Annotated in this window: 8 protein-coding genes and 1 pseudogene; 6 read left to right on the top strand and 3 right to left on the bottom strand. The window is 61.1% G+C overall.

All coding sequences use genetic code 11. The features are described from left to right. The 3 genes and pseudogenes from DBR18_RS09790 to phhA form a co-directional block, all read right to left on the bottom strand. Positions 1-298, bottom strand: a pseudogene (locus DBR18_RS09790) (aromatic amino acid aminotransferase); the annotation flags it as partial. Next, positions 298-654, bottom strand: coding sequence for a 4a-hydroxytetrahydrobiopterin dehydratase (locus DBR18_RS09785; RefSeq protein ID WP_003222798.1), 357 nt, complete (start codon positions 652-654; stop codon positions 298-300). The gene DBR18_RS09785 and the pseudogene DBR18_RS09790, both read right to left, overlap by 1 nt. A 118-nt stretch (positions 655-772) precedes the next feature. Next, complete coding sequence (gene phhA, locus DBR18_RS09780; protein WP_108590177.1) at positions 773-1,564, bottom strand: phenylalanine 4-monooxygenase; 792 nt, start codon at positions 1,562-1,564, stop codon at positions 773-775. A 394-nt stretch (positions 1,565-1,958) separates the two neighbouring features. Here phhA and DBR18_RS09770 point away from each other — a divergent pair, with 394 nt between their 5' ends. The 6 genes from DBR18_RS09770 to DBR18_RS09745 all read left to right on the top strand — a co-directional run. Next, entirely contained in the window at positions 1,959-3,521 is a 1,563-nt protein-coding gene (locus DBR18_RS09770) for a sigma-54-dependent transcriptional regulator (RefSeq protein ID WP_108590175.1), read from the top strand. A gap of 272 nt (positions 3,522-3,793) precedes the next feature. Beyond that, a complete protein-coding gene (locus DBR18_RS09765) occupies positions 3,794-4,534 on the top strand; it encodes a flagellar basal body rod protein FlgF (protein WP_108590174.1) in 741 nt (246 codons plus the stop codon). Between the two features lie 45 nt (positions 4,535-4,579). Continuing rightward, entirely contained in the window at positions 4,580-5,365 is a 786-nt protein-coding gene (flgG, locus tag DBR18_RS09760; protein ID WP_003222804.1) for a flagellar basal-body rod protein FlgG, read from the top strand. A gap of 51 nt (positions 5,366-5,416) precedes the next feature. Further along, positions 5,417-6,112: a flagellar basal body L-ring protein FlgH gene (gene flgH, locus DBR18_RS09755; RefSeq protein ID WP_007965503.1), complete on the top strand. Its 696-nt coding sequence runs from the start codon at positions 5,417-5,419 to the stop codon at positions 6,110-6,112. Between the two features lie 27 nt (positions 6,113-6,139). Continuing rightward, on the top strand, positions 6,140-7,228 hold the full coding sequence (locus tag DBR18_RS09750; RefSeq protein ID WP_164747921.1) for a flagellar basal body P-ring protein FlgI: 1,089 nt from the start codon (positions 6,140-6,142) through the stop codon (positions 7,226-7,228). 11 nt (positions 7,229-7,239) lie between these two features. Further along, the coding region (locus tag DBR18_RS09745) for a rod-binding protein (protein ID WP_108590173.1) at positions 7,240-8,188 on the top strand (949 nt) is incomplete at its 3' end.

Here is an 8,188-nt window from a genome sequence, read left to right as displayed (position 1 = left end):
GGGTAGCGCCAGCGCGCTGTTCGGTGATCAGCTTCGAGTCGGCGCCGAGCACCAGCTCATTGATGACTTTGCCGAACAGCGGATTGCCATGCCCGCCAATGTAAGTCTTGGTGTCCTGGCTTTCGACCAGTCGCGATTCGGCGATTTTTACCGCTTCGGGGATCGGCGTCAGGCCCTGGGCATCCTTGTAGACGCCAACGCCCAAGTCGAACTTGCGCGGGTTAGTGTCCTGCGCATAGGCCTCCATCAAACCGAGGATCGGGTCGCCGGGTACCCGGCCGATGGCGTCGAAGTGCATTACTTGCGTCCTTCTGCGGTCTTGGCCACTTCGTCAGTGCGCGCGGCCATGATGAAGTCGTTGCGGTGCAGGCCTTTGATCGAGTGGCTCCACCAGGTCACGGTGACTTTGCCCCACTCGGTCAGCAGACCCGGGTGGTGACCTTCGGCCTCGGAGATCTCGCCGACGGCGTTGGTGAAGGCCAGTGCGTGTTTGAAGTTCTTGAACAGGAAGACCTTCTCCAACTGCATGATGCTGTCGCGTACTTCGATGTTCCAGTCCGGGATCTGCTTGATCAGGATCGGCAGTTCTTCGTCGCTGACTTGTGGCGCATCGGCACGGCAGGCTTCGCAGTGGGCTTGGTTCAAAGTGGACATGGTGTGATTCCTGAAATCGAGTGTGTTTTTTTTATAGAAGCTATCGGCCCGTCAATGCCGTCACGCTAAACCAAAGTGGCGGCGACTGACAGACTCAATTGTCAGCAAAAGTCGCAGATCACGCGGCTTTTGGTTTTGGCGGAAATTTCGGCGCGTGCAACCCCAGCTGCATGCCCTGGCGGACCATGGCCATGATGTCTTCATGGGCAACGTCGAACAGGCGCTTGAGGTTTGGCAGGACGAAATACAGCGGTTGCAGGATGTCGATGCGATACGGCGTGCGCATGGCTTCCAGCGGATCGAAGGCTTGATGCTCTGGCTCGTCCGACAGCGAGTAAACGGTTTCCTTGGGCGAGGACAGGATGCCGCCACCATAGATACGTTTGCCTTGCGGGGTATCGACCAGGCCGAATTCGATGGTCATCCAGTACAGACGAGCGAGATAGACGCGCTCTTCCTTGGTGGCTTGCAGGCCGAGTTTGCCGTAAGTGTGGGTGAATTCAGCAAACCACGGGTTGGTCAGTAGTGGGCAATGACCAAAGATCTCGTGAAAAATGTCCGGCTCTTGCAGGTAGTCCAGTTCTTCGCGGGTACGAATGAACGTGGCCACCGGAAACTGTTTGCTGGCGAGCAATTCGAAGAAGGTCTGGAAGGGGATCAGTGCCGGGACGCGGGCAACCTGCCAACCGGTGGTCTCACCGAGCACCTTGTTGATCTCGCCGAGCTGCGGAATGCGGTCGTGGGGCAGACCGAGTTTTTCGATACCGTCCAGGTATTCCTGGCACGCGCGACCCTCGATCACTTTCAACTGGCGAGTGATCAGCGTGTTCCACACCGCGTGTTCTTCGGCGGGGTAGTCGATAAAACCTTGCGCATCGGACTCGCGGGCCACGTATTGCGTCTGCTTCATACTGCTCTCCTGCTAGGGGAATTCGTTCTTGTTATGTCCAGCGATGGCTTCAGAATTACCTGAGAGCGGGGTGGGATGCAGCAGGTTGAACGTGCTTCTTGTAGGAAAAGTCGCTGGATTTCGTAAAAAAAACGTTACGCTTTGGCGCGTATCTCGCGTTTGCGGTGATTTGCAGGTTTGAAAACGGCGGTTGCTGTCACATAATCTTGACAACAATCTGCGCGCCTCGACAGAAAAGTGAGACCAAAGCGCGCCACGAAACCTTGTGGGAGCGGGCTTGCTCGCGAAAGCGGTGTGTCAGCTGAATGAATGGCGACTGACACACCGTCTTCGCGAGCAAGCCCGCTCCCACAGGGATTGTGTTCAACCCCTCATCCTTGTCGGGCCTCTTTATATGCGTATCAAAGTCCACTGCCAGAACCGCATCGGCATCCTGCGCGACATCCTCAACTTGTTGGTGGAGTACGGGATCAACGTTGCGCGCGGTGAGGTCGGCGGTGAGCACGGCAATGCGATCTACCTGCACTGCCCGAACCTGATCAACATTCAGTTCCAGGCGTTGCGGCCCAAATTCGAGGCGATTGCCGGGGTGTTTGGGGTCAAGCGCGTCGGGCTGATGCCCAGCGAGCGTCGGCACATGGAGTTGAACGCGTTGCTCGGGGCGCTGGAATTCCCGGTGCTGTCAATTGACATGGGTGGCTCGATCGTCGCTGCCAACCGCGCGGCGGCGCAGTTGCTCGGGGTGCGGGTGGACGAGGTGCCGGGGATTCCGCTGTCGCGTTACGCCGAGGATTTCGACCTGCCGGAACTGGTGCGCGCCAACAAATCGCGAATCAACGGCATGCGCGTCAAGGTCAAGGGCGACATCTTTCTCGCCGACATCGCGCCACTACAGTCGGAGCACGACGACAGTGAAGCCATGGCCGGTGCCGTGCTGACCTTGCACCGCGCCGATCGCGTCGGCGAGCGCATCTATAACGTGCGCAAACAGGAATTGCGCGGCTTCGACAGTATCTTCCAGAGTTCGAAAGTCATGGCGGCGGTGGTGCGTGAAGCGCGACGCATGGCGCCACTGGATGCACCGCTATTGATAGAAGGCGAAACCGGCACCGGCAAAGAGTTGCTTGCGCGTGCCTGCCACCTCGCCAGTCCGCGCGGGCAGTCGCCGTTGATGGCGCTTAACTGTGCAGGGCTGCCGGAGTCGATGGCCGAGACCGAACTGTTCGGCTACGGCCCCGGCGCGTTCGAAGGCGCGCGCGCCGAAGGCAAGCTTGGCCTGCTGGAGCTGACGGCGGGCGGTACGCTGTTTCTCGATGGCGTCGGCGAAATGAGCCCGCGCTTGCAGGTGAAATTGCTGCGCTTTCTGCAGGACGGCTGCTTCCGGCGGGTCGGCAGTGATGAAGAGGTCTATCTGGATGTGCGGGTGATCTGCGCGACCCAGGTCGACTTGTCCGAGCTGTGCGCCCGTGGCGAATTTCGTCAAGACCTTTATCACCGCTTGAACGTGCTGTCGCTGCACATTCCGCCGCTGCGCGAATGCCTCGACGGCTTGACCCCGCTGGTGGAGCATTTCCTCGATCAGGCCAGCCGGCAGATCGGTTGCTCGCTGCCGAAACTGGCGCCGGCGGCGATGGATCGCCTCAGCCATTACCACTGGCCGGGCAACGTGCGACAGCTGGAAAACGTACTGTTTCAGGCGGTTTCCCTGTGCGACGGCGGCACGGTCAAGGCCGAACATATTCGCTTGCCGGATTACGGTGTGCGTCAGCCGCTTGGCGATTTCTCGCTGGAGGGCGGGCTGGACGAGATCGTCGGGCGCTTTGAAAAAGCGGTGCTGGAGCGACTGTATTCCGAGCATCCGAGCAGTCGGCAATTGGGCAAGCGGTTGGGGGTTTCGCACACCACCATCGCTAATAAGCTCCGTGAGTATGAGGTCGGTAAAGACTCTGAAGCTTGAGATCAAGAGATCGCAGCGTACCGCAGCTCCTACAGGGGGAGGCATTTTCAATGTAGGAGCTGCCGAAGGCTGCGATCTTTTGATCCTTTGCCGCCAAGCGGCATAACACCGCCGGTTTTTCGACTTCGATACATTCCCAGTTCCCCCGCAAAACCCCTCAAGTCCTTTGTTTACCGGGCCGCAAGCCGCCAGAAAAAAGTTGGTCTGCAAATTGCTTATGGCTCAGCAGTACAGCGGTGGGCGGCAAACGTCCGGCATGCAGAGGAAAGAGTGTGGACAAGTACCTTTATGTGGCAATGACCGGCGCCAGTCAGAACGCACTGGCGCAAAAGGCCCATGCCAACAACCTGGCGAACATCTCCACCAATGGTTTTCAGCGCGACCTGGAGCAGGCGCGTTCGATGCCGGTGTTCGGTGACAGCTTTCCGGCGCGTGCGTTTGCCATGAGCGAGCGGCCCGCCACCGACTTCACCGCAGGTTCGCTGGTGCAGACCGGCCGTGACCTCGACGTGGCCGTGACCGGCAACGGCTTTATCGCCGTGCAGAACCCCAACGGCGGCGAAAGCTACGTGCGCACCGGCAGCCTCAACATCGACGCCCTTGGCGTCCTGCGCGCCGGCAATGGCATGCCGGTGATGGGCAATGGCGGGCCGATTGCCGTGCCGCCGGAGCAGCAGGTGGAGGTCGGTGAAGACGGCACCATCAGTATTCGTGCGATGGGCGAAGGCCCGCGCGTCATGGCGGAAGTCGACCGGATCAAACTGGTCAACCCGGACATCAAGAACCTCAACAAAGGCCTCGACGGCTCGATCTACACCAAGGACGGCCAGCCGGCGCCGGCCGATGCCAACGTCAAACTGGTGTCGGGTTTCCTCGAGTCGAGCAACGTCAACGCCGTGGAAGAAATGACCTCGGTGCTGGCCCTGGCCAAGCAGTTCGAGTTGCACGTCAAGATGATGAACACCGCCAAAGACGACGACCAGGCCATGGCTCGGGTCTTGCAGATCAGCTAATTATCAGAACGTCGCGCCGTAAAACAGGCGCACGAGGAGAATCGAATGCTTCCGGCTCTATGGGTTGCCAAAACCGGTCTGTCCGCCCAGGACACCAACCTGACCACCATTTCCAACAACCTGGCGAACGTCTCGACCACGGGTTTCAAACGTGACCGTGCCGAATTCCAGGACCTGCTGTACCAGATCAAGCGTCAGCCAGGCGCCCAGTCGACCCAGGACAGCGAACTGCCGTCGGGTCTGCAACTGGGTACCGGTGTGCGCATCGTCGGTACGCAGAAAAACTTCACCGCTGGCAGCCTGCAAACCACCGAACAGCCGCTGGACATGGCCATCGACGGTCGCGGTTTCTTCCAGATCCTGCAGCCGGACGGCACCACGTCCTACACCCGTGACGGTACTTTCCACCTCGACTCCAATGGCCAGATCGTCAACGCCAGCGGTTTCGCCCTGGAACCGGCCATCGTCATCCCGAACAACGCCCAGAGCTTCACCGTCGGCACCGACGGCACCGTGTCGATCACTGTGCCAGGCAACCCGGCCGCTCAGGTGATCGGCAACCTGCAAACCGCCGACTTCATCAACCCGGCCGGTCTGCAGGCAGTGGGCAACAACCTGTTCCTGGAAACCGCTGCTTCCGGCGCGCCGCAAATCGGCACCCCGGGCCTGAACGGTTTCGGTACCACGCTGCAGAACACCCTGGAAGGTTCCAACGTCAGCACCGTTGAAGAGATGGTCAACATGATCACCACTCAGCGCGCCTACGAGATGAACTCCAAGGTGATCTCCACCGCTGACCAGATGCTCTCGTTCGTAACGCAGAATCTGTAATCAAGTCTATGGGGCGGCCTGAGGCCGCCAGCAACACCGTGAGGTAGGGTCATGAAACGCTTCGTATCTGTTCTGGCATTGGGTGGGGTCGTCTCGCTCGCGGGCTGCGTCGCACCGACGCCCAAGCCCAATGACCCTTATTACGCTCCGGTGTTGCCGCGCACGCCATTGCCGGCGGCGGCCAACAACGGCTCGATCTATCAGGCCGGCTTCGAGCAGAACCTGTACAGCGACCGCAAGGCCTTCCGGGTCGGTGACATCATCACCATTACCCTGAACGAGAAGACTCAGGCCAGCAAGAACGCCAACTCGCAAGTGGCCAAGAACAGCAAGACCGGCATCGGCCTGACTTCGCTGTTCGGCGGCAGTGGCACCACCAACAACCCGTTGGGTGGCAATGACCTGAGCCTCGACGTCGGCTACAGCGGCGACCGCGCGACCAAGGGTGACAGCAAGGCGGCGCAGGGCAACACCCTGACCGGTTCGATCACCGTGACCGTGGCGGACGTGCTGCCCAACGGCATCATCGCCGTGCGCGGCGAGAAGTGGATGACCCTCAACACCGGCGACGAGCTGGTGCGGATCGCAGGTCTTGTGCGTGCCGATGACATCGCCACCGACAACACCGTGTCGTCGACCCGTGTCGCCGATGCGCGCATCACCTACTCGGGCACCGGTTCGTTTGCCGATGCGAGTCAGCCAGGCTGGTTCGACCGTTTCTTCCTCAGCCCGCTGTTCCCTTTCTAGGTGGCTACGTTGAATCTGAAAAGCTTCATGCTGGCGGCGGCCATGATGTCCGCAGCCTTTGGTGCCCACGCCGAGCGGCTGAAAGATATCGCCAGCATTTCCGGCGTGCGTTCCAACCAGTTGATCGGTTACGGCCTGGTGGTCGGGCTTAACGGCACCGGCGACCAGACGACGCAGACCCCGTTCACCCTGCAGACCTTCAACAACATGCTCTCGCAGTTCGGCATCAAGGTGCCGCCGGGATCGGGCAACGTGCAGTTGAAAAACGTCGCGGCGGTGTCGGTGAGTGCCGATCTGCCGGCGTTCGCCAAACCGGGTCAGCAGGTCGACATCACCGTGTCTTCGATCGGTAACTCCAAGAGCCTGCGCGGCGGTACCCTGTTGCTGACCCCGCTCAAGGGTATCGACGGCAACGTCTACGCCATCGCTCAGGGCAACCTGGTGGTCGGTGGTTTCGATGCCGAAGGGCGTGACGGCTCGAAGATCACCGTCAACGTTCCGTCGGCCGGTCGCATTCCGGGTGGTGCGTCGGTAGAACGTTCGGTGCCGAGCGGTTTCAACCAGGGCAACAGCCTGACGCTGAACCTCAACCGCTCCGACTTCACCACCGCCAAGCGCATCGTCGACAAGATCAACGACATGCTCGGCCCTGGCGTGGCGCAGGCCATCGACGGCGGCTCGATCCGTGTGACCGCGCCGCTGGATCCGAGCCAACGCGTCGACTATCTGTCGATCCTCGAAAACCTTGAAGTCGACCCGGGTCAGGCGGTGGCGAAAGTCATCATCAACTCGCGTACCGGCACCATCGTCATCGGCCAGAACGTGAAAGTCTCGCCGGCCGCCGTGACCCACGGCAGCCTGACCGTGACCATCACCGAAGACCCGATCGTCAGCCAGCCAGGCCCGCTGTCCAACGGCCAGACCGCTGTGGTTCCGCGTTCGCGTGTGAACGCCGAGCAGGAGGCCAAGCCGATGTTCAAATTCGGCCCGGGCACCACACTCGACGAGATCGTGCGGGCGGTGAACCAGGTCGGCGCGGCACCGGGTGACCTGATGGCCATTCTCGAAGCACTCAAGCAGGCCGGCGCGTTGCAAGCCGACTTGATCGTGATCTGAGGACGGCGACCATGGATATGCGCAAAGGCAGTCTGGTGGGCACTGGCGATTCGGGTTCGTACTCCGACCTCAATCGCCTGAACCAGCTAAAGGTCGGCGACAAGAACAGCGATGCGAACATGCGCAAGGTGGCGCAGGAATTCGAATCGCTGTTCCTTGGCGAAATGCTCAAGTCGATGCGTTCGGCCACCGAGGCACTGGGTAAAGACAACCCGATGAACACCCCGGCGGCCAAGCAATATCAGGAAATGTACGACCAGCAACTGGCGGTGTCGCTGTCCCGCGAGGGCGGCGGTATCGGTCTGGCCGACGTGCTGATGAAGCAGATGTCGAGGAACAAACCACTGGCGCCGGGTGAGGCAGCAGCTGCGTCCGCCGCCAAGCAGGAAGCCGCGAAAGCCGCCGCCGTGCAGACACCGATTGCGGCCGGCACGACTGCCACCCATGGACCGTTGTCACGGCTCAATGGCGAACGTCCGTTGTGGGCCTCGCGTTCCGGGCGTGTCGCCAATAGCGAAGCCTCGCACAGCAATGACATGGCGATGATCAACAAGCGGCGTCTGGCGCTGCCGCCGAAGCTGGCCGATCGTTTGCTCGCCGGTCTGGTGCCGTCGGCCACGCCGACTGCCGCCAATGCATTGCCGCAACGCGCCGCGACCACTGCGGCCACCGGCGCCGGCCCGCTGTACAACGGCGACTGGCTGAGCCGCGCCGAAGACGCAAAAGCGTCCGGCGGGCAGATGCAGATTTACGGTCGGGCCATGGCGCAGATTCCACTGGCACCGGCCAAACGCGCTTTCAGCTCCGCCGACGAATTCGTCAACACCATGCTGCCGATGGCCAAAGAAGCCGCCGCCCGCATCGGCGTCGATCCGCGTTATCTGGTGGCGCAAGCCGCGCTGGAAACCGGCTGGGGCAAATCGGTCATGCGCGCCCAGGATGGCAGCAGCAGCCACAACC

This window comes from Pseudomonas sp. HMWF021, assembly GCF_003061005.1.
In the GTDB taxonomy this organism is placed as follows: Bacteria; Pseudomonadota; Gammaproteobacteria; order Pseudomonadales; family Pseudomonadaceae; genus Aquipseudomonas.
The sequence above is the reverse complement of the archived record's forward strand: the minus strand, read 5'-3'. Positions and strand labels throughout refer to the sequence as shown.